The sequence below is a fragment of the Endozoicomonas sp. ALC020 genome (genome assembly GCF_049275935.1).
Taxonomy (GTDB): domain Bacteria; phylum Pseudomonadota; class Gammaproteobacteria; order Pseudomonadales; family Endozoicomonadaceae; genus Endozoicomonas_A.
Genome location: NZ_CP184830.1, coordinates 2,087,501 through 2,113,475, shown reverse-complemented (window position 1 = coordinate 2,113,475; position 25,975 = coordinate 2,087,501). Strand labels below are relative to the sequence as shown.

The following is a 25,975-nucleotide window of genomic DNA, read 5'->3' as shown; positions in this document are numbered from 1 at the left end:
GGCCAGAGGGTTAGACCTCATGAATAGGCCGTATATATGATTGCAGTTATCTTTGTTTGCTAATTAACAAAACAGGCTCTTGCAAAACGGGGCGGACCATATAAGGCTCCTAGGAGCCTGACCGAGAATAGGCTTATCTGTTATGATAAGCCTTAAACCAACTCTGATTATGCCAAATGTCACCACCACCAAAGTTTAAGGACAGTCCTGTTGAGTTTGATCAGCATCTGCTGTTCCCAACCAACGTTTTCGATTTGCTTCCCAAAGATCATGATTGTTTTATTTATGAAAGCATTTTTCAGAACATTAATACGTCTGAAGTCGAAAAAAAATATCACCACCTTGGTCAGCACGCATACCCTCCAAAGCTCATTGTCGCTATTCTGATCTACGCATACAGCCATGGTGTTTTCAGTTCCCGTGAGATTGAGCGACGGTGTCGACAAGACTTGGCGTTCATGTATATCTCACAAATGAACTGCCCGAATTTCAGGGTTCTTGGTGACTTTCGTAAGGATAATCTGTCGTTTTTCCATGACTGCTTCAAACAGTCAGTCAAACTGGCCATTGAACTCAAAATGGCATCACTGGGTCATATCAGCCTGGACGGCTCCAAGTTCAAAGCCAACAGCTCAAAACACAAGGCCATGAGCTACGGGAGGCTCAAAGCGAAAGAGGCAGAACTCAGTGCCGAAGTGGATGAGCTGATCAAAAAAGCCAGTCAGTGTGATCAGGAAGAAGATGACGCCTACAAAGCAACCAATGGTTACAGCATTCCTGAAGACCTCCAGTTTAAAGAAGAGCGCCTGAAAAAAATCAAAGAGGCCAAGAAAGCACTTGAAGAACGTGAAAAAGCTTTAAATCCAGACAAACCAATAGACGACAAAAAGCAGATCAGTTTTGCAGATCACGATGCCCGCGTGATGAGCAAGAAGGGGTATTGTGAGTACAGCTACAATGCTCAAATTACAGTTGATTCCGATAACCAGATCATTGTTGGCCAGCATGTCAGCCAACACGCCAACGATGTACAGGAAGTGGAGCCGGCGCTGAGGGCATTATCAGGAGCCACTGATGGCGCGGCTGTAGATAAGTGGAGTATGGATAATGGTTACTTTTCAGGGTCAAACTTACATACAGTCGAGCGACATGAGATTGATGCCTATATCGCAACCGACAAGGCGGAGAAGCCTGCCGCTGACGACCTTGAAAGCTCTGACAGGAAGTTTGTCAAAGCGGATTTTGCGTATGATTCCGAAGCTGATGTATTTATCTGTCCGGCAGGGGAAAAGCTGGTAACGAACCCGGCCAGCAAAAGCAAAAGAAAAAGCTACCGGGCAAACAAGACGGTATGCAGGGAATGCCCTTATCGTCGGAATTGCAGTGATTCAAAGAAAGAGGCTGGCAGGGTTATCCGTACCGATAAGTTTGAAAAAGCACGTCAGGCTATGAATAAGAAAATGGAGACAGCCGGTGCGAAAGCCATATATGAGCGTCGTAAAGTTATTGCTGAGCCACCATTTGGACAGATAAAAGAATCTGGTTTCCGAGGGTTCAGTCTCCGCGGCAAAGAAAAAGTTTCAGCGGAATTTTCACTGGTATGCACTGCGCATAATATCAAAAAATTTGTAAAAGCGGCTTCCACGAGGTCAATCCGTCTTGAAGATTTGAAAGAGGCTAAAAAGGCAGCATAGAGGCTGTGAGAAGGCATAAATATGCAAAAATGAGCAAAATCCCACTAATAATTGGATATTTTTTGCTCATTTTAAGATTTGGGAAAACTTCTGTTGGTCTGGTTGCGCTATTCTCGGTCAGGCTCCTAGCAGAATTGCTTTTACATCGAAGGATAAGGCGTCAAGGCCTCATAGACCAGAGTCAGAAGCAGAGAGCCAGCAAGCAGCCGCCGACTCTCCGGAAGGTCGAAAGGCCTTTTAATTACAGATCAAAACGGACTTCGTCTAACAGTTTCTGAGCGGTCGCATAGTTCTCTGCCAGCTTGTAAACAGGCAGATCGTCGGATTTGAACTCACCCCAGGAAGCAACCATTTTGGAAACCGGTACATCAGGATTTACAGGGTATTCCATGTTGACTTCAGCGAAGGTGGCCTGAGCTTTTTGACTGGCCAGGAATTCCATTAACTTAACGGCATTGTCTTTGTTGGGAGCGTATTTGGTCAGAACCATACCACTGACGTTGACGTGAGAGCCATTGCCTTTCTGATCAGGGAAGTTGATGTAAACGGACTCAGCCCATGGACGCTGTTCTTCATTGGTCATCATCTTGCCGAAGTAATAGCTGTTACCGATAGAGAGGTCGCAAACGCCTTCCGTGATAGCTTTTACCTGGGCACGGTCATTACCCTGAGGGCGACGGGCCAGGTTTTCCTTGAAACCTTCAAGCCATTCTTTAGTCGCTTCCTCACCATTGTGAGCGACATAAGCAGCAACGAGACCTACGTTATAGGCGTTTTTACCACTGCGTGTGCAGATTTTGCCTTTGTACTTTGGATCGGCCAGATCGTCGTAAGTGATGCCTTCCGGCTTCTCTGAACGTTTGGTGCTGTAGATATTTCTGACACGCTTGGTCAGGGCAAACCATTCACCCTCAGGGTCTCTATACTGGGCAGGAATGTCGTTATTGATTGATTGGCTGTCAACGGGCTGGCTGAGATCCTTTTCAACCAGATTCATCAGTCGACTGATGTCTGTCGTCAATACCAGGTCAGCGGGGCTCAGTTTGCCTTCACGTTCGAGACGCTCACTCAAACCTTTTTTGGCAAACACCATGTTGACTTCAATACCAGTGTCTTTGGTGAACTCTGCGAACAGAGGTTCAACCAGAAAAGGCTGACGATAGGAGTAAACATTAACCACTTCTGCGGCCAGGGAGATAGCAGATGCAGCCATAAGACCTGCTGCTAAAAGTGCTGAAGAGACTTTATTTTTCAACATGGACGACAACCGTATTTTTATAATATCAATCTAAATAGGAAACATTATCATTCGCGCATTCTACAGAAATTTCGTCTTATCGCCAGTTTTTATGAACATAAGTACTAACTTTTTTGTTCTATTCGCATACCATATTTCACAAATAGCATTCATTAATTTGGAATAGTTTTTGGAATGAAAGTTCAAAACATTGTTGTCAATCCACCCAACTAAAGAGCAGGACCAGGATTCTGGGTTGAGCGAATGCCCTTCCTTATGGTTGAGGTGTCCTTGAGCTTCCATAACACTCTGCGTCTTATCTGATCTTCTTTTTCTCCATCCCTTCAGAAATTATCAGTCTGCGAAAAACCTTCCGACTATTCGAAGTCGCTCATACCCTGTTGTGGATAAAAAATACCGCTTTATAAGTCTAAATACGCTTCAAACGCAGGTTTTATCAACCTTTCATTGGCGTGGTTCTGTTAGAAATGCCTTGTGGAAAGCTACATAGAGAAACTATTTATAGATACCGGGATAAGATATTGATAAATTTCGATTGTGGAAAAAGGCTCTTTTATCCACAAGAAAACTACACCTTAACCGAAAGATTCCAACAGTAGACTGACACACTTATTCATTTTTTAAAATATTGATATATATATACTTTTTTTGCTTATCCACAGAAACTACTCACACTATTTATAATAAAAATATCTAATAAACACTACGTTAAAGACGGCTATTGTTTTTAATGTTACTCACAGGTAAGGACCTCTAGAAGCAGTAGGAAGACGACATACAAGATTTCGGGCTTTACGACTGAACCCCTGGCTGATAAGGCACTATGCTTTACGCCAATAGGAACAGAGCCTTTAACTGAACGAGTCCTCATCGGGAAAAACAGGCGGAAAGGCATTTGTCATGAAAGATGCATGTTGTGGACAAAAGAGCTGAGGTATAATCCGCCTCCTTTTTACCAGACCCATAAACGAACAAAGGTGATGTGACCTTGGCAGTGGACTTTCCAACCCGGTTTGATGTGATAGTGATTGGTGGTGGCCATGCGGGCACAGAGGCTGCTCTTGCTTCTGCACGTATGGGTGTTAAAACACTCTTGTTGACCCATAACATCGAAACTCTGGGGATGATGTCCTGCAATCCTGCCATCGGTGGTATTGGCAAAAGTCACCTGGTGAAAGAAGTGGATGCCCTGGGTGGTGCCATGGGTCGGGCTACGGATTTGGCGGGTATTCAGTTTCGGGTTTTGAATGCACGAAAGGGGCCAGCTGTCAGAGCCACCCGTGCCCAGGCTGATCGGGCACTTTATAAAGAAGCGATCCGAAACATTCTGGAAAACCAGGACAACCTGTGGATATTCCAGCAATCCGCTGATGACCTGATGGTTGAACAGAGTCAGGTTACCGGTGTGGTGACCAACATGGGGGTTCGTTTCCTTGCAACCAGTGTGGTCCTGACTGCAGGAACTTTTCTGGGTGGACGAATTCATATTGGTCTGGAAAATCACAGCGGTGGCAGAGCTGGAGACCCTCCCTCTATAGCCTTGGCCAATCGATTGAGAGATCTTGATCTGGCCGTTGAGCGTCTGAAAACAGGGACGCCTGCCCGTATTGACGCCCGTTCTGTTGATTTTTCGATGATGGCAGAGCAACCGGGTGATACTCCGGTTCCGGTCATGTCCTATCTGGGCTCTGTCGAACAGCATCCCCGTCAGGTGTCTTGTTATATTACCCACACCAACGAACGGACCCATGAGATCATTCGTAGTGGTCTTGACCGTTCACCTATGTTTACCGGGGTGATTGAAGGTATTGGCCCAAGATACTGTCCTTCTATTGAAGACAAGATCACCCGCTTTGCCGACAAGTCTTCACACCAGGTATTCCTTGAGCCAGAAGGTCTGAATACCAATGAGCTCTACCCCAATGGGATTTCTACCAGTCTTCCCTTCGACGTTCAGGTCGATCTGGTGCGTTCCATCCCTGGTCTGGAAAATGCGCATATTACCCGTCCGGGTTATGCCATTGAATACGATTATTTTGACCCGAGAGGTTTGAAATATTCTCTTGAAACAAAAGCGATCGGTGGTTTGTTCTTTGCCGGGCAAATTAATGGCACTACTGGCTATGAAGAAGCTGCGGCCCAGGGACTGTTGGCTGGTTTAAATGCTGGACTGAGAGCGCAGGGTAAAGAGAGCTGGTGTCCTCGCAGGGACGAAGCCTACATTGGCGTTCTGGTGGACGATCTGATTACCAATGGCACCAGTGAACCCTATAGAATGTTTACCAGCCGTGCCGAATATCGTCTGATTCTGCGTGAAGATAATGCCGATTTGCGTCTGACAGAAAAAGGTCGTGAGCTGGGTCTGGTGGACGATGAGCGCTGGTCGGCATTCTGCGACAAAAAAGAGCGAATTGAGAAGGAACATGAACGCCTTCGGACCACATTCATTCATCCAGAGACCGAAGCTTCTGCAAAAATCGACAATAAGCTCTCCAAGCCCATCAGTCGTGAATACAGCCTGCAGGAACTGCTGCGTCGTCCCGAGCTGACTTATGCGGATGTTGCCGCACTCTCCGGTGAACCGGAAGCTAATCCCCAGGTCTGTGAGCAGGTTGAAATTGCTACCAAATACGAAGGTTATATCCATCGCCAGACGGAAGAGATTGATCGTCTGCGCCGTTATGAGGGCACAAAGATTCCTGAGGCTCTGGATTACAGTGTGATCGAGGGGTTGTCTAATGAGCTGAAGCAGAAGCTTAATGATAACAGGCCTGAAACTCTGGGACGGGCTTCCCGAATTCAGGGGATGACGCCCGCAGCGGTTTCCTTGCTACTGATTCATCTTAAAAAACGCTCGATGGTTGCCTGATTTTGACCCGCTGACGCAGGCTTGACTTTCTGGTCGAGAAATCAAGCCTGCTTCGATTCGGGAATCGGTTACTCCTTTTCAGAGCCAAGTCACGGTATGACTGGCGCTTTGTTTTTAGAGGATTACGCGGAGCCACTCGTCCTTTTTTTACCGAATAGGGCGTGACGGGTTGAGTGATCAGAGTGGGTTTCCTGATATTCAGAGTCGATGGTGAAAAGTCAGTGATTAACTGAGTCTGCTCTCTAACAGTCAATCTGGTTTCTGACGGATCACCTGAGAAAAGATCAACCGCTGACTTAAGCCTGCTCAGAATAGTCTGTGAGAGTCGTTTGATTATTTTTTTCATAAGTTTGTTGATAACGCATTGTGTGACTTCCCAGAGAAATTAGTAGAGGCACAGCCAAGAGTTTATCATCACCATCTCTTGTCTGATCGACGATTTGTACTCCGACCTTTTCTTTAAACCTATCCGCCAAACCGGTTGTTCACCATCGAGAAGGTTTAATTTCAGCCTGCAAAGTCGCAAATCGGGTTCGATACTGTTTTTTTATCAATAAGACTATGAAAATTAACGTGCAATCAGAAGGTTATGAATTCGACTGAATCTGCTATTTGCAATACACTATCCATCAAGCCGTGAGGCTGTGAATCCATGTACCCTATCTGGACTGTTTCTTGATGTCTTTTCTGTCCTTACGTGAACGCATCTGCGAGGGAGCAGTTGCGCAATCTCTGATACTGGCGGACAGCCAGGCAGACTTGCTGACAGGTTATGTAGAGCTGCTTGCCAAATGGAACAAAGCTTATAATCTGACCGCCGTCAGGGATCCGCTGGAAATGGTGTCACGACACATACACGACAGCCTGAGTATTGCGCCCTTTATGGAAGGGGATCATCTGATGGACGTAGGTTCCGGGCCCGGTCTGCCAGGCATACCTATGGCGATCCTTAATCCAGAAAAGCACTACACCCTGTTGGACAGTAATGGTAAGAAAACCCGTTTTATGACTCAGGCCAAAACAGAGCTGGGTCTTGAAAATATCACAGTGGCGAATTGCCGGGTAGAATCCTTTGAGGCAGTCCAGCCATTTGACGTTATTATGTCCAGAGCATTCAGTTCTCTGGCTGATATGGTGAATGGCAGCCACCATCTGATCAAGGCAGGTGGTAAGTTTCTGGCAATGAAAGGCCTGTTCCCGGAACAGGAACTGGTCGATCTGAAGCAGCTAAGACCAGAAATTTCCCTGCTGGAAAGCCATGCCCTTGACGTCCCGGGTTGTGAAGCACAAAGGCATCTGGTTATCCTGAAGGCTGACGTGTAATTTAAACAGACAGCTTTTCACAAACATAAAGACGATACGGTAGCGATTGGCAGTGGGAAAAATTCTTGCGGTAACGAACCAAAAAGGTGGGGTAGGAAAGACCACTTCCTGCATCAACCTGTCCGCCTCTCTGGTAGCGACCAAGCGAAAGGTGTTACTGGTTGATATGGACCCTCAGGGAAATGCCACGACGGGAAGTGGTATCAATAAACATGACCTGGAGTATTCCTCCTATCAGGTTCTGACCGGGCGATGCGCCATCGATCAGGCTATTGAGAACGCTGAAGATGCGGGCTACGACGTAGTTCCCACTAACGCTGACCTCACTGCCGCTGAAGTAGAGCTTATGTCGATGGAAGCCAGAGAAACCCGACTGAGAAGTGCACTGGCTTCTGTCAGTGAACACTATGACTATATTCTGATTGATTGCCCACCGTCGCTTAATATGCTGACGCTGAATGCTCTGGTGGCTGCAGAAGGCGTTATTATCCCGATGCAGTGCGAATATTATGCGCTGGAGGGTTTAACTGCCCTGATGGAAACCATTACCGGTATCAGACAGACCATTAATCCGAAGCTCCATATTGAGGGGCTACTCAGGACTATGTACGACCCCCGAATGGGTTTGACCAACGAAGTATCCAGACAGCTGATTGGTCATTTTGGTGATCAGGTTTATCGTACCGTTATTCCACGGAATGTGCGTCTGGCTGAGGCCCCGAGCCATGGCAAACCAGTGCTGGCTTATGACCGAACCTCCAGGGGGGCGGTAGCTTACCTGGCGCTGGCGGGTGAGCTGGTTCGCAGACAAGAGGCTCTTAACAAGGGGCTCAAGACTGAAAGGAAGACAGGGACCTGATGGCTAAAAAACGTCTTGGCACCAATTTAAGTGCATTGATGGGAGGCGCTAACCTCTCATCATCGGTTTCCGATGAACTAACCAACCCGACAGAAACGCCTGAAGGCGAAACACTTCAGAATAAGGAACTTAAAGAGATTCCTGTCGAGTTTATGGTGCGTGGCAAATATCAGCCTCGTCGGGATATGCATCCGGATGCGCTGGAAGAACTGGCTGAAAGTATCAAAGCCCAGGGCATCATGCAGCCTATTGTGGTTCGTCCTCTGTCCCGGAATCGTTATGAAATCATTGCCGGAGAGCGTCGCTGGAGAGCCGCACAGCTGGCTGGTCTGGCGGAGGTACCAGCCTTGGTTCGGGATGTTCCTGACGAAGCAGCCATAGCGATGTCTCTGATTGAGAACATTCAGCGGGAAGATCTTAATCCCATTGAAGAAGCCATTGCGCTGTCCCGCTTGCAGAAAGAGTTTGAACTGACGCAGCAGGAAGTGGCTGAGGCCGTGGGTAAATCCAGAGCAGCGGTAGCCAACATCTTACGTCTGATGTCTTTGAGTTCTGACGTGAAGAAAATGCTGGAATACGGTGACCTGGAGATGGGTCACGCCCGGGCTCTGTTGCCCCTGTCTGATATGGAGCAGCTGGAAGCCGCAAGAACGGTTGTGGCCAAAGGACTCTCAGTTCGCCAGACAGAAGCTCTGATGCGTCGCATGGTGCAGGAAAAAGAACAGGGCAAGAAAAAAACCTCGATGAAAATAGATCCTGACATCAAGCGTCTGGAAGATGACTTATCGGATCGTGTCGGAGCCAGGGTTGCCATTACTCATAACGCCAAAGGCAAGGGAAAACTGGTGATTTCCTACAATAGCCTGGATGAACTGGACGGGGTTCTGGCGCATATTCAATAAGTGTCCGATACCCAATAAACACTAGGCAGGTTGTTCGCAAAACCCTGATACCAGCGTGATTGTCAATTAACCTGCCCGTTTTGTGGCGATAATATTGCAGGTACCGGAGAGGCGTTTGTTGCTTTCGCTTCCCCGGATGAAAATCGTCAGATTTTGGCAGATTATATTAGCCGAAGGAAAAGGTCAGGCTCCTAGCAAGATAGACCTGAATGTGACAGTTGAAACGGCTCCCGGCAAAAAAGAGAAGTTATTACAGGTAAAAAAACGGCTGCATAAAGCAGCCTAATACCTTGTCGTACACTGGTCAGCTTGGAAAAAGCTATCGGATTTTGTCCTGATGATCACGGGTTTAAAGAAACAAAATCCGATACCATTTTCACAGCATCGATTAATACATTACCAGATGCTGATAATAGATATTTTGTACATTTATTTTATCTTGTTGTGTTTTATTCTGATCCCTCTTATAGCAGCTTATCTTTCAATGTCGGAGGTTGAAGGTAGCGGCTATTTATAGCGCTTGATGATGGTGAACGAATTATAGAGTTCTGAAAGTCTTTCTGGATAATCAATAAAATTACAGGCGCATATAAGTCAAACTTATGGGTTGTGTGTTATTGTTACCGGGCTCCTGAAAACTGGCAAGTTTGTCGGTTATTAAAAAGTAGCTCAATGCATGGTCAGACAAGATTTAGCCTTGAAAAAGTGTTCGAATATTGTCCTGCAATAAGTCGCAGGAGCAGACAAAACCGGGTAACTTTTTCGAAGACCTGAATATTTCAAATGTTTATCTGCTTTACGGAAAAAAGCACCAAGATTATAAAGTGTTGATGAATACTTTCTCTTTTGTTTGCAGTACACAATCTTTTCAAGAACGGATGTTTGTTTTTTAAGATCAACCCAATGCTTTACATTTCGATCATTATATTCTTGGTACATAGCCACTCCTTCTTGGACAATTATCATAAAAATCTTTCTGAGTACGGTTTCAAAACAACTCTAAGATAAGTGTTATTATTGATCTGCGAGGGTGACTGCATTATAAGGAGTAGGCTTATTCCCTGAATAATCAATAAATCAAGAGAGTCTTATAATGAGCACTTATGAGTGAGTAATTGATAGACAAATGAGGAAAACCTAAATCTACTTAAAAATCTTGACGGTTTTATTACAAAAGTCGTTAAGGTTATCGAGGGATGACGTACTCTATTTTATAATGTGCGTGTAACGAAGGACCTCTTTCATTGCGGGTGTCATTTTTTTAGGCCAACCCAGGTTTTGGTGTCCTGTTCACTAATAACAACTCCTAAAATTTAAGGTGTTAATTTTATCTATGCCACCCGGGATTTCACCGTCCTTTTTGAGCTGGCAATGGATATCGGAGCAGTAAATGCGTATCACATTGAGGCAGCTTGAAATCTTTAAGGCGATCGCCCAGTCCGGCAGAGTTACAGCAGCAGCAGAATCCCTGTTTATTTCGCAGCCCGCTGCCAGTATGGCACTGTCAGAACTGGAAAAGCATTTAGGCCCCTTATTTGACCGACATGCTGGTGCGTCCATGGCATTAAACGACTCTGGTCGATCATTATTACCCATGGCAGCAGAGCTGATTGATCGGGCCCACGAGATTGAAACCCAGTTTATAGAGGACAGCTGCTATAAAGAGGGAACGCTGAAGATACATGCAAGTTCTACCATTGGTAATAACCTGATGCCTCGTATTCTTGGGAGGTTTTTCAAGGAATTTCCCCATATCAGGGCCGAACTGGCGGTCGAAAATACCCGCAGTATTCAGCAGAGAATATTGGCTATGGAGATTGATCTGGGCGTCGTTGAAGGCAGCTGCCTGCACCCGGAAATAGAAGTGATCCCCTGGCGCGAAGATGAGCTTGTTATTATTTGTCATCCTGACCACCCCATGGCCGGGAAGACCGTGGATCTTCAGTCCCTGAAACACGAAGAGTGGATACTCAGGGAGCCAGGCTCAGGAACCCGGGAACTGTTTGATGAAGTCTTGGCAACACGTTTATGTACACCTAACGTTATAATGAGTCTTAACCGGGCCGAAGCCGTCAAGCAGGCTGTTATGGAAGGGTTGGGTATTGGTTGTATTTCCAACCTGGCTATATGGCGGGCCAGGAATGCCGGTCTGCTATCGACCATCAACGTGTCTGACCTGACTCTGAATCGTCATTTTTATCTGTTACTTAACAGGAAAAAATATCGAAGTGGCGTGATCAAGAAAGTCTCTGAGTTTATTTTGCAATGGGATGACGAGCTTTTGGTCCATTAGCTATTGAACGCCATTCATTAGGACTCAGGGGATAATATTCTTCCGAAGTCGTATAGTGTCAACCTTTAAGATATTAGTTGAACGCAGGTGCATGTCACTAGTATACTTTCGCGCGCCGTAGGGGTGAAAAAAAGTTCTAAGATTTTCAGTTGTGTGAAGCTTTGCCATCTGATGTTTAACTGTATTCACACATCGCAAAGGCTGAAACCCCTGGTATTTTCTGAGGGGCGGATCAAGACTTATCAGACCTGTTAAGATACTCAGGTCAAGCGCAGGAGCCTGTGTCTGTAAAGACGACGTGGAGAGTCAAAAGTAAAGAGATGTTTAGAAGTGACAGTCGGGCCAGTTACCCGCATCTGCAACAGCCACGTATCTATCGTGTTGTCGTTGCTCAACTGTTGGCTACAGTATCTCTGACATTGCTTTTGCTGCCGCTGGGTAAGTCTTTCGCTATATCCGCTCTGTCAGGTGGTTTGGCATGCAGCGTCCCCAATGCTTATCTGGTCTGGAGAGCATTTCGATACCGGGGAGCCAGTGCGGCACAGAAAATAGTCAGGTCTTTTTATCAGGGTGAAGCGGGGAAGTTTGCCTTAACGGTTCTGGCGTTCGTTCTGATTTTTACACGGATACCGTCAATCGACCCCCTGACGATGTTCGGTGCATTTGCTTTGATTCAGGCGGTAAACTGGCTGACCCCTCTTCTTATTAAGAGTTGAGGCAGGTTTACTGACGACAGATTTATACAATGATGATGGTGTACGGGAAAATTCATGGCGACGACTGCAACTGAGTACATAGCCCACCACCTGCAGAATCTTACCTTCGGTAAGCTGCCTGCAGGTTTTGAACGTGTGGACAATTATGGCAATGAGCTGGGTGTTCTGTCGGAAGACACCTGGACCTTTGCCAGAACCGCTGCTGAAGCAAAAGAAATGGGTTTCTGGGCGCTGCACGTAGACAGTCTGTTCTGGTCTGTTCTGCTGGGTGTGGTGTTCATCTCGATCTTCCGTATGGTGGCCAGGCGTGCATCTGCCGGTGTTCCTACTGGCATGCAGAATCTGGTTGAAATGGTCGTTGAGTTTGTGGATGGCAGTGTCAAAGACTCTTTTCATGGCAGAAATAACCTGATCGCCCCGCTTGCATTGACTATTTTCTGTTGGGTTTTCTTTATGAACCTGATGGACCTGATCCCTGTTGACTGGATCCCGGGGCTGGCCTCTGCTTTGGGCATTCCTTATATGAAGATTGTACCGAGTACAGATCCGAATATTACTCTGGGTATGTCCCTCTCTGTCTTTATGTTAATTATCTTTTACTCGATCAAAGTGAAAGGTATAGGTGGTTTTATTGGTGAGCTGACCCTGCATCCGTTCAGCAGCCCTAACAAAGCTGTGCAGGCTCTGTTGATTCCAATCAACTTCCTGCTGGAATCTGTGACCATGATTGCCAAGCCCATCTCTCTGGCTCTGCGTCTTTTTGGTAATATGTACGCAGGTGAGTTGATCTTTATCCTGATTGCCCTGGTCGGCTACATGCAGCTACCTTTGCACTTTGGATGGGCTGTTTTCCATATTCTTGTGGTCACTCTGCAAGCATTCATCTTTATGATTTTGACCATTGTTTATCTAAGCATGGCAAGCGAAGACCATTAATTATAGATATTGTACGTCAGCTGACTGACGTAGTGTGTTAACTAACCTAAAACTTCAATTTAACAAAGACCACAATAGGTCGGGAGGAAATATGGAACTGGTAGTAGGTCTGACTGCAATCGGTGTTGCTTTCATGCTGGGTCTTGCGGCTCTGGCTACAGCTATCGGCTTTGGTTTGCTGGGTGGAAAATTCCTTGAAGGCGTTGCCAGACAGCCTGAAACGGCACCAATGCTGCAAACCAAAATGTTTATCGTAGCGGGTCTTCTTGACGCTGTGCCAATGATTGCTGTGGGTATAGCCCTGTTCTTCACCTTTGCTAACCCTTTTGTAGCTCTGGTTCAGTAATCGCTGCAGTGAAGATCCGGCTTGGCGTTGAAGTACGGCCGGTCTGAGAGCCGTAACGAAACGAAAAGCCGAATAAAGATCCTGGATGTACTCGTAGGCTGGGTAAGCTGATCTAAACAACTTTGTTGGGAGCGTCTTATTTTGCTAAATAGAAGTAGTACGCTCATTTGAGGCAGGATTTTAAGATTTTACTGGAGCATTTGGAGTTCGCATGAATATCAATGCAACTATCATCGGTCAGACGATCGCCTTTGCTGTGTTTGTCTGGTTCTGCATGAAGTATGTATGGCCACCCATCATGCAGGCCCTCAACGACCGTAAGAAACAAATCGCTGACGGACTGGACGCTGCAGCTCGTGGTCAGAAAGAGCTGGAACTGGCTCAGAAAAAAGTTCTCGAAGAACTGCGTGAAGCCCGTGAAAAGGCTCAGGAAATCATCGAGCTGGCAAACAAGCGTTCTGCCCAGATCCTTGACGAGGCTAAAGATCAGGCCCGTGAAGAAGCTGATCGCATCAAGGTGGCTGCGCAGGCTGACATTGAGCAGGAAGCCAACAGAGCCCGCGAAGCTCTGCGTTCACAGGTTGCAGCCCTGGCTGTAGTCGGTGCTGAGCGTATTCTGGGTGAAAATCTGGATGAGTCAGCTAACAGCCGTCTGGTTGATGACCTGGTTGCTGAACTCTAAAGGGGATTGACCATGGAATTGACTACATGTGCCCGTCCCTACGCCAAGGCCGCATTCAAGATAGCAAAAGAGCACGACCAGTTATTTGAATGGTCTCAGATGCTAACTTTATGTGCGAGTATATCCAGGCGTGAGGCTGTGGGCAGGATGCTGAAAGACCCGTCCACCACAGGGGACATGAAGGCAGACGCCTTTATCGAACTGTGCAAAGGCAGTCTTTCGGTTGAAGTCGAGAATTACATTCGGATCCTTACGAATAAAAAACGGATTTTTCTGCTTCCCCAGATCGACGCGATCTTTGAGCAGATGAAAGCACAAGATCAGAGTTATCAGGATATAGTCGTCACTTCGGCTTTCCCGCTGTCCGATGAACAGCAGGACAAAATCGCAAAGAAAGTTGAAAAACGACTTGGTCGATCAGTACGAATGCATACACAGGTAGATACCTACCTGATCGGCGGCGTCATCGTGAAAGCTGGAGACCTCGTTATCGACGGCAGTGTCCGCTCGCGGTTGACCAAGCTTGCCGATGCGATGATTTCATAATTACTTTTTTTTAAGTAAAAAGTTTGGCAGGTAAGCTATGCAACTGAATCCTTCCGAGGTCAGTGACATCATCAAGAGCCGCATAGAGCAGCTTGATGTGTCCAGTGAAGCCCGCAATGAGGGCACCATCGTCAGTGTCACTGACGGTATTGTTCGTATACACGGTCTGCAAGACGTAATGTACGGGGAAATGATCAAGTTCTCCGGCGGTGTATACGGTATGGCGTTGAACCTGGAGCAGGACTCCGTCGGCGCTGTTGTATTAGGTGACTATAGTCAGCTGGCTGAGGGCCAGACTGTTCAGTGCACCGGTCGAATTCTTGAAGTACCTGTTGGCAGGCAGTTGCTGGGACGTGTTGTTGACGCGCTGGGTAACCCCATCGACGGCAAAGGTCCCGTTGAAGCCACTGAAACTTCGCCAATCGAAAAAGTAGCGCCAGGCGTTATTGCCCGTCAGTCTGTAGACGAGCCGATTCAGACAGGTTACAAGTCCGTTGATGCCATGGTTCCTGTGGGTCGTGGTCAGCGTGAGTTGATCATCGGTGACCGTCAGACGGGTAAGACCGCTCTGGCCATCGACGCGATCATCAACCAGAAAGGTACTGGTATCAAGTGCGTTTACGTAGCGATTGGCCAGAAGCAGTCTTCTATCGCCAACGTGGTACGCAAGCTCGAAGAGCATGGCGCAATGGAACACACCATAGTTGTTGCCGCAGGTGCTTCTGATCCGGCATCCATGCAGTTCCTGGCGCCATTTGCCGGTTGCTCCATGGGTGAATACTTCCGCGATCTGGGTGAAGATGCCCTGATTGTTTATGATGATCTGACCAAGCAGGCCTGGGCCTATCGTCAGATCTCTCTGTTGCTGCGCCGTCCACCGGGCCGTGAAGCTTATCCGGGTGACGTATTCTACTTGCACTCCCGTCTGCTGGAGCGTGCTTCTCGTGTAAACGCCGAGCATGTTGAAAAGCTGACCGATGGTAAAGTGAAAGGCCAGACCGGTTCCCTGACCGCCCTGCCAATCATCGAAACCCAGGCAGGTGACGTATCGGCCTTCGTACCGACTAACGTAATCTCTATTACCGATGGTCAGATCTTCCTGGAAACCGATCTGTTCAATGCGGGTATCCGTCCTGCGATGAACGCTGGTATCTCCGTATCCCGTGTAGGTGGTGCTGCCCAGACCAAGATCATCAAGAAACTGGGTGGTGGTATCCGTCTGGCTCTGGCTCAGTATCGTGAACTGCAGGCGTTTGCCCAGTTTGCTTCTGACCTTGATGAAGCTACCCGCAAGCAGCTCGAACACGGTCAGCGTGTTACTGAACTGATGAAGCAGAAACAGTACGCGCCAATGTCTGTTGCTGACATGGGTGTTGTCATCTACGCCGCTGAAAAAGGCTACCTGGAAGGCGTTGAGTTAAACAAGATCCTGGACTTTGAAGCTGCCCTGTTGAGCTTTGTAAACTCTGAATTCAGTGAGCTGATGGCTCGCATCAACGAATCTGGAGATTACAACGGTGAAATTGAAGAGGGTATCAAAGCGGCTATTGAGAAGTTCAAGGCCACCCAGTCATGGTAACAGTTTTCAGTGGTCAGTGGTCAGTGGTCAGTAAAGCTGGCTTACTGGCCGCTGGCCTCGAAAGCCTGGCTTGAGGAACTGAATAATGGCAGGCGCAAAAGAGATCCGGACGCAGATATCGTCCATTAAAGGTACGCAGAAGATCACCAGCGCCATGGAAATGGTGGCGGCGAGTAAGATGCGTAAAGCTCAGGAGCGGAGAGAAACCAGCCGCCCTTATGCCGAGCGTATCCGTCAGGTTGTAGGGCATGTTGCTCACGCCAATGCCGAGTACAAACACACCTTCATGACAGAACGTGAGGTGAAGCGTGTCGGTTTTATCATCGTTTCCACGGATCGGGGCCTCTGTGGAGGTCTGAACATCAACCTGTTCAAGAAAACCATTGAGAGTATGACTCAGTGGAAAGATCAGGGTGCTGAAATAGATCTTTGCCTGATCGGCAGCAAGGCTGTTGGATTTTTCCGTAGTTACGGCGGGAACGTCGTAGCAGCCACAACACATATTGGTGACTCACCCAACATTGCTGATCTGATTGGTGGTGTAAAAGTGATGCTGGACAAGTACGAAAACGGTGAAATTGACCGTTTGTACGTTGTTCACAACCGCTTCGTCAACACCATGACACAGTCTCCTGAGGTATTGCAGTTGTTGCCTCTGGTTCCAGATGAAGATGAGTCACTGAAAAGACCCTGGGATTACATTTATGAACCTGATGCCAAACAATTGCTGGATGGCCTGTTGATCAGGTATATCGAGTCCCAGGTATTCCAGGCAGTAGTAGAAAATAACGCCTGTGAGCAGGCCGCGCGAATGATTGCCATGAAGAACGCAACAGATAACGCCGGCAATCTGATTGATGACCTTCAGTTGGTGTACAACAAGGCTCGTCAGGCTGCAATCACACAGGAACTGTCTGAAATCGTCAGTGGCGCTGCAGCGGTGTAACTAAGGCGGCTGTATAAAAGATTAAAGGGTAGAGGAAAGGCTATGAGTAGTGGTCGTATCTTACAAATCATCGGCGCCGTCGTTGACGTCGAATTCCCCAGGGAAAGTGTTCCCAAAGTCTACGACTCTCTGAACGTCGAAGACAAAGATCTGGTACTGGAAGTTCAGCAACAGCTGGGTGACGGTATTGTTCGTACTATCGCCATGGGTTCCACCGAAGGTGTATCCCGCGGTCTCACAGTGGCTAACAGTGGTGAACCGATTCAGGTACCTGTAGGTACCAAGACTCTGGGTCGTATCATGGACGTTCTGGGTAACCCTATCGATGAGAAGGGCCCTATCGGTGAAGAAGAGCGAGCGTCCATCCACCGTAAACCACCCACCTATGCAGAGCAATCCGCTTCCAACGAATTGCTGGAAACCGGTATCAAGGTTATCGATCTGGTCTGCCCTTTTGCGAAAGGGGGTAAGGTCGGTCTTTTCGGTGGTGCCGGTGTTGGTAAAACCGTAAACATGATGGAGCTGATCCGTAACATCGCTATCGAGCACTCCGGTTTCTCTGTTTTCGCAGGTGTTGGTGAGCGTACTCGTGAGGGTAACGACTTCTACCATGAGATGACCGATTCCAACGTAATCGACAAAGTATCTCTGGTCTACGGTCAGATGAATGAACCACCCGGAAACCGTCTGCGCGTTGCTCTGACAGGCCTGACTATGGCTGAGAAATTCCGTGACGAAGGTCGTGATGTACTTCTGTTCATCGACAACATCTATCGTTACACCCTGGCGGGTACTGAAGTATCTGCTCTGCTGGGTCGTATGCCATCTGCGGTAGGTTACCAGCCGACTCTGGCAGAAGAGATGGGTGTACTGCAGGAGCGTATTACTTCCACCAAGACCGGTTCTATCACCTCTATCCAGGCCGTGTACGTACCTGCGGATGACTTGACTGACCCGTCTCCGGCGACCACCTTCTCGCACCTGGATGCGACCGTTGTACTGAGCCGTGACATCGCTTCCAAGGGTATCTACCCTGCGATCGACCCTCTGGACTCTACTTCCCGTCAGCTGGACCCTCTGGTCATCGGCCAGGATCACTACGACGTGGCTCGTGGTGTGCAGACCGTACTGCAGCGTTACAAAGAGCTGAAAGACATCATTGCAATTCTGGGTATGGACGAACTGTCTGAAACAGACAAGCAGACAGTAACACGTGCCCGTAAAATTGAGCGTTTCCTGTCTCAGCCATTCTTTGTTGCGGAAGTCTTCACCGGTGCACCTGGTAAGTATGTTTCCCTGAAAGACACCATCAGTGCCTTTAAAGGTATTCTGGCCGGTGAATACGATCACCTGCCAGAGCAGGCGTTCTACATGGTGGGTGGCATCGAGGAAGCGATCGAGAAAGCCAAGTCCATGTAATGGCCGGGACGCTCTGCTTTTGAGGAGCGTCACCCCGTGCCGGGAATGGTTCAATCATTTCCGGTCTACCGTCCATGCGAGGACATAAGAGGAGGTGACACAAATGGCGATCACGGTTCACTGTGACATCGTTAGCGCCGAGGAGGAGATCTTCTCCGGACTGGTAGAGATGGTTATTGCTACCGGTTCTCTGGGTGACCTGGGTATTGCCCCTGGCCACACGCCTCTGCTGACTGATCTGAATCCGGGTCCAATCCGCCTGATCACCCAGGGCGGCGCAGAAGAGGTGTTCTACATCTCAGGTGGATTTCTGGAAGTGCAGCCTAACCAGGTTAAGGTTCTGGCTGACACGGCTCTGCGTGCAGACGATATGGATGAGCTTGCTGCTGAAGAGGCCAAGAAACTGGCTGAACAGGAGCTGACTAATCAGAGCGGTGAGTTTGATTACTCCCGTGCAGCCACTCAGCTAGCTGAAGCCGCTGCTCAGCTGCGTACTCTGCAGGCCATTCGCAAGAAGCTTGGTAAATAAGCAACTTGTGTCTTATAAAAAAACCCGGTTTATTCCGGGTTTTTTTATACCTGTAAAAAATCACCCGCGCGGGTACAACGGGATTGAAGTATTTTGTCTTTTTTATTGCTGCATGAAAAACCGGAAACCGTTGCTCCCTAGGTTATTTTCCAAAGAAGGAAGATCGGGTAATTCATCAACGTTAATGATATTGGGTTGACCGGGGAACGGATCTTGCTGATAGGCAAAAGTCCAGTGGTTTGTATTGATGAATACTAAGATCAACGCATTATCGATATGTTGAGGTACATCGGCAGGGTCAATGTCTTCCGGCTGGCCCTGGTTCCACACAGTCACCTGCAAATCAGAGCTGTGGTTGAATTGCGGGTGTATTACAACAACGCTCCTGCCGAATGCCAGTGAAGCGAAGGCAGCCATGGATATGTCAATCCAGCCGTCTGGCCCGTCTGATGATATCTGGGCTAGAAGTTCAGGGGCTAAGGACATAATGCTTTCGGGAACATAACCCTGGTAGTTTGAGGGGGACGCAAGAAAGATTTGTAATGCACGTCTTATGCTTTCTTCATCGTAACCCGGTAATTGCTGTGCTAATGCATGGGTAAAGCAGTGTCCATCGCCGGGAGTATCGCCCAGTGTCAGCTGTTTTTGTTCGAGAAGTTCATTGAGTTGCTTGGCATATTCAGACCCGTCTGTGGTAGTCGTTTGTAGTTTTTGGTGGATGGCCGATAGCTGCTGTGCAATATCTTCACGCGCCAGATGGTTAAATATGAATTTTCTTTTATAACCATCTATGTAATGCATATGGGGATGAACCGTTGCGTCGCCAACGCCGATCGCATGAAAGATCAATGTCCATAGTGCGCTGTGCAGCGGAGAGTAGCTATAAGCAGCAATGAAATTTATGGCATCAATTTCACTGTAACCGGGGCGCAGAAAACCAATGCTGAACATCACCTGCAGCATTTTCGAAATACTTATGTCATCAGTGTCAAGCTTGGCAATCCCTTCATTGAGCAACTCTGGTGCTGTAATGGGAGAGTTTACAACGACCTCCTTGATTCCTTCTGGAAGTCTATTACTACCCGCGCTAACCATAAAGAACCCCCGGGGTTTCTCGCTGTCATCCCTGCTGCGATGATCGGCATTGAGATCTGAGAAATCAGGTGTCGATGTAAAAGAGGGGACATGATTTTCTGTACTAAACCATTGTTGTTGGGTTTGCCCGTTTTTATATTTGTTCGCAGAGTTTTTCAGAGCTGAGTAGCTGACTCCACTGAGCGTAACAGAATCCTGGGGGTTAAAGGGCAATTGAGTCTTATTCTGATCCGGAAGCAATCGCAGTAAAGCATTAATATTTGATATGTGCCGGTTGACAAACAATCTCAGGGCCTGCTCTTGTTCCTGTGCAAATTTCCGTTGCTGTTCCAGCTCCCGGTCCGGGTCCCGCATGAACCTCATTGTCTTTCTCTGTCGCAGCCAGGGAACTGAGCTCATGTAAGTTGATTTTATGGTTTCATACACAGCCCCCTTTAGTTGAATGACCGAGCTGGATAATTTATGCAATTCCCAGGCAGCCAGTTCTTTCTCGCCATCGATTGGCTTGTTCTCAATAATGTCTAACAGCTCAGCTGTTGTCATATTATCGAAGTTAGTGGTGCTTAGTGCTTGTGATAAACGTTTATACAGATCAGCCAGAGTGAAAACCATACCCAGATGAAGTGCATCGTTGAGCCTTCCAACGAATTCTTTTTCCTGATCAGTCAACTGTGTCCATATTTCTTCTGATTCCTGATTGCTTCCTGTTGCCGGATCTGTCTGCATTGGATTACTAACTGGTGTTACCGAATAGGCCAGGAGAAAGTCGTTTTTCGGTTTTGTTACAGAGCCCCCATTGTCAATGAGTATAAGCCTTATTTGCATAGCCATTGAATAAAGCTCTGATGTATTGTCTCGTTTTGAAAAAAAACCGGGAAGCGGATAGATAATGTCTGAATTAAGAAGCTGTATCAGTTTTTCGGGGTATTCAGTGAAGTACTGAAAAAGTAGCCCGGTTATATCGGTTTTATCTTCAACGTTTATGCGGTTAACAAACTGCCAGAAAGAAGGCGTGGCATTGGGATCTTCAGGCTCATATTCAAGCAGGTCGTGAAGGCTTATCACGTTAGAGGCCTGAGTTGTAAGGCGTCCGGTGGACCTTTCCAGTTCAAGGTAACGATAGATTTTATTATTGTAATCGACTCTTGTCAGGTCCTCCCTGACATGGGTGTAAAAATTAAAATGGTCTCTGCATTTCAACCAATGGGCATAGCCATAGGTTGCAGGTAATAGTTTTTTAGCTGAATCAGCACAATGGCTGCTTTTAATCAGCAGAGAGATATCCAGCAGTTTTTTTCTTACCAGCTGATAATAGTGCTTTTGTTCTTCATTTTCTGCCTGAACCGGAGAGGCTGTATACAAAAGAGCGAGTACAAGTGCTTTAAATTGAGGTTTTTTTAATACAGCAGCTATTAATAAAGTTCTTGTTAACGCTGCCCTCAGCTTTTTAATATCCATAGTTTCTTATATCCTGTTTATGATTTTATTTAAGGCTGACAATTATAGTTGAAATTAATAAAAGTGCCGGTATTGCTAATTTTGCGTAAATAAAACCCACCACCCTAATCAGGAATAAATTGTTTGGCACGTAAATCCTAAATTGACACCCTCTAGTTCGGTGGGGTCTCACGCGAATTGAGCATAAATGCTGATTTTAATAAGGGAGAAGCAGACAGAGACTATATAGGGTTATTTCTTTATCAAACTATAAAATCATTGAACGCATATGCTATGCAACAGACTTCATAAGAATCAGTTTTTATAAATCGTTTATATACAATTTGCCGCTGAAATAAACGCTATACTCTCAGCTTTCCCCAGTATTACGGGGCCTTTTATTTCTGGATTCTGGACTTTACTGCAGTTGCCGCCGAGGAGCTTAAATATGAAACAAGTTTTAAGGGCTTTTCCTGTGACGTTGTTATCCATTTCTGTTATTTACAATGGAATAGCTCTTGCTGGGGTGCAAAGCTCTCTAGAGTACACGTATTCATATTTGAGTAACTATAAAAAGTTTATTACTGAGCTGTGTTTTATGGGGGGGGTTGATGGGTTAATGTTTGGAATAGGTTTTATGCTCGGGCGCAGTGCTGCTGAAGAAGCGGAAGCGGGCGAGAACGCGGAGAAAAAAAATCCACGGGATTTCCCATTGAGTCATGGTACTGTCAGCAGCAATTTAAATGCGGTAATGCGGACCACGCCAGTAACTCAGTATTACCAGAAAACAATTATCAACCAGTACAATCTGGTTCCATTTAATATTAGTGATGATAACTATGCTGACCCAGAGAAAAAGCTGGAGTACCTCTGGGCAAGGGCTACTTTCCTTGATGTCTATCCCAAGGACCTTATTAAAGGTGACCTCGAGCCAGCACTGTTTCCATTAAACACTGCATACGATCTGGCTTATACCTACGGGTCTGCAACCGAGCTTTGTAACTCTCCACTGCCGAAACCTTTAACCAAAAAATTCCGCTGCAATGATCAGCAACTGACCGGATTTTGTCGAATCAAGTTCATGCTCAATGGCAAGATCAGTACTCTGGTTGGTATGTTGGCCAACACACCCGATAATGTCAGCGGATGCCTTTTATCCAGCCGAAAAAGAGATAATTTCCTGGTGTCGTTGGGGGGTGAAACTCTGTTACCCAGAGATATTCTGGTCACCGACAAAAAGTATTATCAGATTAATGTTACATATGACAATGTCTCCTATCGATTTCAGCATTGGCTCTTGAATCTACCACCCTTTGCATCAACAGTGCTGTTATCTGGAAGTTTGCGTCATGAAAGTCTGTGCAAAGATGGAGTCAGTCCTGGAGTCCAATGGTACAACGATGGCGCTCATAGCAGCGAGAATCGATGCGAAGGCCTGGCAGCTGAGGCAGCAGGCAAGATATCCCACTTTATCCCTGTACGACAGAAAGCTGATAAAAGCAGACCGTCTCCTGTGGTATGGCAGAAAGTGCCATCACAACAAGACAAAGGGACAGTCAGCATCGAAGTTCAGAAATACTTTTGTTCCCCCAGAAAGCCTTACAAAGAATTTATACTGGGCTCCTTGGCAGGAGAGGGACCTGATAAATATTGTAGATACATTGGTACCAGTGGAAAAAGTGGTTACGTTGCTACCAATCAGAATGGCAGTACTGCTTCTGATTACCTGACTCCCTTGGTTGACGCTAACATTCGCTGGCAGGCTTTTGAGAGTGAGCTGCCTGATAAGGCTGTTATTGCCGGATATAGCTATTCAAGTTCAGGCAAAGAAGTTAGCAAAGTGCCGCAATATTTTTGTCGTTTTATGAACAATGGTTTCAATACCTACGGAAAGTATTTTAAGGAGGGCAAAGTCTGTAAAGCTTCATTTGCAACGCCGAGTGGAGACTCCCACGCTCTAGTTGATTCAAAGACCTTTGAAATTCTGGTCGGGGAATGACGGAATCAGTTGAAAGGGAAGTGTGTATTCCTGAAAATCTTTGAAACCAACTGGTCAGGTACTTTGTTCATAAGGATCAGTTTTTACAAATCATTTCTATACTATTTGCTGTTGGAGTAGACACTACACTCTTGGCTTCTTTGAGAGTTATTGTGGAGGAGCTTGGCTATGAAGCGAGTTTCACGGGCTTTATCTGTGCTGGTGTTATCTATTGCTGTCACTAACAATGCTATCGCTGTGGTTGGAGTGCAAGGCCGTGAGTTGCTTACGTACTCGTATTCACAACAATTAAAGGATTCAAAGTTATTTAGGGTACTGGCTATATTGGGCTTATCTGTGTTCGTTTTTGAGGTGGGGTTCTCGGTTGGGCATTATTCTACGCTATATGCTTTAGATCTTGAGAAAGCTGACAAAGCTGACAAAAAGAGTCCCGATAATCCACCATTGGCGCAGAGTAATGTCAGTCCCGGTTTCAGAGAGCCGATGCGTAGCACGCTGGCTACTGAGCATTATCAGAAAACCATTATCGACCAATATAACCTGCTTCCTTTTAATCTCAGTGAAGATAACTATACCGACTCAAATAAGAAGTTGAAGTACCTGTGGGCAAGAGCGACTTTTCTTGATGCCCAACCCTTGCATCATAATGAAGGTGACGTCCAACCAGCTCTAATTCCATTAAACACTACCTATGATCCGGCTAATCCCTACGGATCTGCAGACGAGTTTTGTATTTCTCCATTGCCGGCACCTTTAACCAAAAAGTTTCGCTGCAATGACCAGCATTTGACCGGATTCTGTCGTGTTAAGATCGGCGGGATCGGTAGATTGGTTGGTATGCTGGCTAATACACCTGATAATGTCAGCGGATGTCTGTTATCAAGTCGAAAAAGAGACAATTTTCTGGCATCTTTGGGGAGCGAAACTGTACTACCCAGAGATATTCTGGTTACCGACAAAAAGTATTACCAGATTAATGTTATTTACGGCAATACCACCTACCAATTTCAGGAATCGCAGGGGCATCCGGTACCCTTTGCGTCAACAATACTGTTGTCTAAAAGTTGGCGTCACGAAACCTTGTGTAAAGACGGTGCCAGTCCCGGGACTGAATGGTACAACGATGGTGCTCATAGCTGTGGGCATGGGTGCGCAGGCCTGACGGCTGATGCTGACTCAGTAGGCGATGTGTCCCACTTTATTCCTGTACGACAGAAGGCTCATAAAAGCAGACCATCTTCCGTAATATGGCAGAAAGTGCCGTCACAAGTAGGTAAAGGCATAATCAACACCGAAGTTCAGGAATACTTTTGCTCCCCCAAAAAGCCTTATAAAGAGTTTATACTGGGCTCACTGGTAAGAGAGGGGCCTGATAAGTATTGCAGATACATTGGTACCAGTGGAAAAAGTGGTTATGTTGCTACCAATCAAGATGGCAGCATCGCTTCCGATTACCTGACTCCTGTGGTTGACGGTAATATTCGCTGGCAGGCTTTTGAGGCTGAGCCGCCTGATAAGGCTATTATTGCCGGGTATAGCTTTTCTAGTTCAGGCAAAGAAGTCAGCAAAGTGCCGCAATATTTTTGTCGTTTTATGAACAATGGTTTCAATACCTACGGCAAATATTTTAAGAAGGGCAAAGTCTGTAAAGCTTCTTTTGCAACACCGAATCGAGACTCCCACGCTTTAGTCGATTCAAAGACCTTTGAAATCCTGGTCAGGGAATGATGGGCCCAATTAAAAGGAGGTTGCAGGCAAAATATTGACCTCCCTTTTGATGATGGTTTCTGGCAATGTAACACCGATAAACTACCCTGCTCTAGGTGGCGGGATATAAGACCCGAAGAGATTAATTAAACACCTCGAATTATGAAGAGTGACTCACTCCAGTTAATTATCATTATGAACACTTATGTTTCTGAAAGCCTTCAGCAGCAAGGGCTGCATGTATTCTTCGCAAAAAATTAGGTGTAATCCGATCTTTTGAAAAAGGCGGCTTAAGGGGTAAGCTATGTCTATCGGTCGGGGCTGAAGATGTATCGACTCGGTAGCCAGAGTGTCATTTCAAGAGCAGTAAATTGTAGTTGTTGGCAGTTATCCTGGTGAGTGCAGTTATGCACAACTCGCTGAACGGAGTTTCCATCTTTCTAGTGGAATGTTTAGCGATGTTTTTAAGTCTTTTGTTTCTCTTTCTTGAAACAATCGCTTGACAACGAGCGGCGTCAAGGTAGTATAGTCGCCTCACTGAACAGTGCTGGCAGCTGGTTTAGTCGATTAAAACCTTCTTGTTTTAATCCGGTTCTTTAACAAATTATCAGACAATTCGTGTGGGCGCTTGTGGGAATAGCATCGGTCAACAGAGCTTTGCTCTGAAATGATTTAAATGCTGATCAAGCAAGCGAACATACCCTTAAATTCTATGAGAATTTATCTTCTCATAAAGAGTTTCATGTACGTTTAATTGCAAATGATTGAGCAGCGGACTGTTTTCGGACAGGAAGCAAAACGATTTAAACTGAAGAGTTTGATCATGGCTCAGATTGAACG

At 46.6% G+C, this 25,975-nt stretch carries 21 protein-coding genes and 1 rRNA gene (1 of these 22 only partly in view); 19 read left to right on the top strand and 3 right to left on the bottom strand.

The genetic code is table 11. The annotated features are described in order from the left end of the window. Positions 1–176: 176 nt before the first annotated feature. Positions 177–1,694 (top strand): IS1182 family transposase, encoded by a 1,518-nt coding sequence (locus ACOJUO_RS07170; protein ID WP_422132798.1) that lies wholly within the window; start codon positions 177–179, stop codon positions 1,692–1,694. A gap of 241 nt (positions 1,695–1,935) precedes the next feature. On the opposite strand, the gene ACOJUO_RS07165 is transcribed toward ACOJUO_RS07170, so the two are convergent. Next, positions 1,936–2,952 (bottom strand): Fe(3+) ABC transporter substrate-binding protein, encoded by a 1,017-nt coding sequence (locus ACOJUO_RS07165; protein WP_422139382.1) that lies wholly within the window; start codon positions 2,950–2,952, stop codon positions 1,936–1,938. Positions 2,953–3,946: 994 nt separating this feature from the next. Here ACOJUO_RS07165 and mnmG point away from each other — a divergent pair. The 5 genes from mnmG (at position 3,947) to ACOJUO_RS07140 (ending at position 9,191) form a co-directional block, all read left to right on the top strand. Then, positions 3,947–5,821 (top strand): tRNA uridine-5-carboxymethylaminomethyl(34) synthesis enzyme MnmG, encoded by a 1,875-nt coding sequence (mnmG, locus tag ACOJUO_RS07160; RefSeq protein ID WP_422137050.1) that lies wholly within the window; start codon positions 3,947–3,949, stop codon positions 5,819–5,821. A 678-nt stretch (positions 5,822–6,499) separates the two neighbouring features. Continuing rightward, entirely contained in the window at positions 6,500–7,144 is a 645-nt protein-coding gene (gene rsmG, locus ACOJUO_RS07155; protein ID WP_422139381.1) for a 16S rRNA (guanine(527)-N(7))-methyltransferase RsmG, read from the top strand. A 52-nt stretch (positions 7,145–7,196) separates the two neighbouring features. Then, positions 7,197–8,003 (top strand): ParA family protein, encoded by an 807-nt coding sequence (locus ACOJUO_RS07150; RefSeq protein ID WP_422136042.1) that lies wholly within the window; start codon positions 7,197–7,199, stop codon positions 8,001–8,003. Then, a complete protein-coding gene (locus ACOJUO_RS07145) occupies positions 8,000–8,905 on the top strand; it encodes a ParB/RepB/Spo0J family partition protein (RefSeq protein WP_422137049.1) in 906 nt (301 codons plus the stop codon). The genes ACOJUO_RS07150 and ACOJUO_RS07145 overlap by 4 nt, the downstream gene beginning before the upstream one ends. 115 nt (positions 8,906–9,020) lie before the next feature. Then, complete coding sequence (locus ACOJUO_RS07140; RefSeq protein ID WP_422139380.1) at positions 9,021–9,191, top strand: hypothetical protein; 171 nt, start codon at positions 9,021–9,023, stop codon at positions 9,189–9,191. Positions 9,192–9,574: 383 nt separating this feature from the next. Here the strand turns inward: ACOJUO_RS07140 and ACOJUO_RS07135 are convergent, their stop codons facing one another. Further along, complete coding sequence (locus ACOJUO_RS07135; protein WP_422139379.1) at positions 9,575–9,871, bottom strand: hypothetical protein; 297 nt, start codon at positions 9,869–9,871, stop codon at positions 9,575–9,577. Between the two features lie 424 nt (positions 9,872–10,295). On the opposite strand from ACOJUO_RS07135, the gene ACOJUO_RS07130 reads away from it, so the two are divergent. From ACOJUO_RS07130 to ACOJUO_RS07085, 10 genes are all read left to right on the top strand, one after another. Beyond that, entirely contained in the window at positions 10,296–11,198 is a 903-nt protein-coding gene (locus tag ACOJUO_RS07130; protein ID WP_422136039.1) for a LysR substrate-binding domain-containing protein, read from the top strand. 320 nt (positions 11,199–11,518) lie between these two features. Continuing rightward, positions 11,519–11,914, top strand: coding sequence for an ATP synthase subunit I (locus ACOJUO_RS07125; protein WP_422136038.1), 396 nt, complete (start codon positions 11,519–11,521; stop codon positions 11,912–11,914). Between the two features lie 54 nt (positions 11,915–11,968). Beyond that, positions 11,969–12,850 carry a F0F1 ATP synthase subunit A gene (gene atpB, locus ACOJUO_RS07120; protein ID WP_422136037.1) on the top strand — a complete coding sequence of 294 codons (882 nt, stop codon included), beginning with the start codon at positions 11,969–11,971 and terminating at the stop codon, positions 12,848–12,850. A gap of 91 nt (positions 12,851–12,941) precedes the next feature. Continuing rightward, complete coding sequence (atpE, locus tag ACOJUO_RS07115) at positions 12,942–13,196, top strand: F0F1 ATP synthase subunit C (protein WP_257253757.1); 255 nt, start codon at positions 12,942–12,944, stop codon at positions 13,194–13,196. A gap of 211 nt (positions 13,197–13,407) precedes the next feature. Beyond that, a complete protein-coding gene (locus tag ACOJUO_RS07110; RefSeq protein WP_422139378.1) occupies positions 13,408–13,878 on the top strand; it encodes a F0F1 ATP synthase subunit B in 471 nt (156 codons plus the stop codon). A 12-nt stretch (positions 13,879–13,890) separates the two neighbouring features. Beyond that, a complete protein-coding gene (locus tag ACOJUO_RS07105; protein WP_422136035.1) occupies positions 13,891–14,424 on the top strand; it encodes a F0F1 ATP synthase subunit delta in 534 nt (177 codons plus the stop codon). A gap of 37 nt (positions 14,425–14,461) precedes the next feature. Then, positions 14,462–16,003, top strand: coding sequence for a F0F1 ATP synthase subunit alpha (atpA, locus tag ACOJUO_RS07100; RefSeq protein WP_422136034.1), 1,542 nt, complete (start codon positions 14,462–14,464; stop codon positions 16,001–16,003). A gap of 85 nt (positions 16,004–16,088) precedes the next feature. Further along, positions 16,089–16,949: a F0F1 ATP synthase subunit gamma gene (atpG, locus tag ACOJUO_RS07095; RefSeq protein ID WP_422136033.1), complete on the top strand. Its 861-nt coding sequence runs from the start codon at positions 16,089–16,091 to the stop codon at positions 16,947–16,949. Between the two features lie 42 nt (positions 16,950–16,991). Continuing rightward, a complete protein-coding gene (gene atpD, locus ACOJUO_RS07090) occupies positions 16,992–18,368 on the top strand; it encodes a F0F1 ATP synthase subunit beta (RefSeq protein ID WP_317144281.1) in 1,377 nt (458 codons plus the stop codon). 103 nt (positions 18,369–18,471) lie between these two features. Continuing rightward, positions 18,472–18,897, top strand: coding sequence for a F0F1 ATP synthase subunit epsilon (locus tag ACOJUO_RS07085; RefSeq protein ID WP_422136032.1), 426 nt, complete (start codon positions 18,472–18,474; stop codon positions 18,895–18,897). 102 nt (positions 18,898–18,999) lie between these two features. On the opposite strand, the gene ACOJUO_RS07080 is transcribed toward ACOJUO_RS07085, so the two are convergent. Continuing rightward, positions 19,000–21,450, bottom strand: coding sequence for an OTU domain-containing protein (locus ACOJUO_RS07080; RefSeq protein ID WP_422139377.1), 2,451 nt, complete (start codon positions 21,448–21,450; stop codon positions 19,000–19,002). A 427-nt stretch (positions 21,451–21,877) separates the two neighbouring features. Here ACOJUO_RS07080 and ACOJUO_RS07075 point away from each other — a divergent pair, with 427 nt between their 5' ends. The 3 genes from ACOJUO_RS07075 to ACOJUO_RS07065 form a co-directional block, all read left to right on the top strand. Then, complete coding sequence (locus ACOJUO_RS07075; RefSeq protein ID WP_422139376.1) at positions 21,878–23,428, top strand: hypothetical protein; 1,551 nt, start codon at positions 21,878–21,880, stop codon at positions 23,426–23,428. A gap of 168 nt (positions 23,429–23,596) precedes the next feature. Beyond that, on the top strand, positions 23,597–25,156 hold the full coding sequence (locus ACOJUO_RS07070; RefSeq protein ID WP_422136029.1) for a hypothetical protein: 1,560 nt from the start codon (positions 23,597–23,599) through the stop codon (positions 25,154–25,156). 784 nt (positions 25,157–25,940) lie between these two features. Beyond that, a 16S ribosomal RNA gene (locus ACOJUO_RS07065) occupies positions 25,941–25,975 on the top strand (it continues 1,521 nt past the right edge of the window).